1 protein-coding gene is annotated in these 512 nt (G+C 75.8%); it reads left to right on the forward strand.

Annotation, left to right across the window (positions count from 1 at the left end):
- Positions 1 to 147 precede the first annotated feature (147 nt).
- A partial coding sequence (locus CCN42_RS39825) for a roadblock/LC7 domain-containing protein (RefSeq protein WP_086742010.1) occupies positions 148 to 512 on the forward strand: 365 nt, incomplete at its 3' end.

The following is a 512-nucleotide window of genomic DNA, read 5'->3' on the forward strand; positions in this document are numbered from 1 at the left end:
CTCCCCAGTCCCCGCCGCCCGCCGAAGGCTCCCTGCCCGAGTTCACCGACCCCGACATCACCCTGCTGAAGAGGCTCAGGGATGCGCTGGAGGCCCTTTGAACGGCACCGATCGCCCGCCCAGACGCACGCCGAGAGGAGCGCACCGATGGCGGCCGAGCCCGGCATCCTCGACGAACTGCACCGGCTGAGGGCCCGGATGCCCCAGCTGACCGGTGCCCTCGCGGCCAGCGTGGACGGCCTCGTCCTCGCGCACGACACCCCCGGCGTCGAGCCGGACGGCCTGGCCGCGCTCACCGCCGCGTCGCTCGGCGTCGCGGTACGGCTCAGCGACGCCACCGGCCGGGGCGGGCTGCGCGAGCTGCTCGTCCGGGGCGAGCGCGGCTATGTGGCGACGTACGCGGCGGGCCGTACCGCCGTGCTCACGCTGCTCGCGCAGGACCGCGTCAACGTCGGCCGCCTCCACCTGGAGGGCCGCCGGGCCGGGGCCCGCATCGGCGAACTGCTCGAGTC

Source organism: Streptomyces glaucescens (assembly GCF_002154375.1).
Lineage (GTDB): Bacteria > Actinomycetota > Actinomycetes > Streptomycetales > Streptomycetaceae > Streptomyces > Streptomyces glaucescens.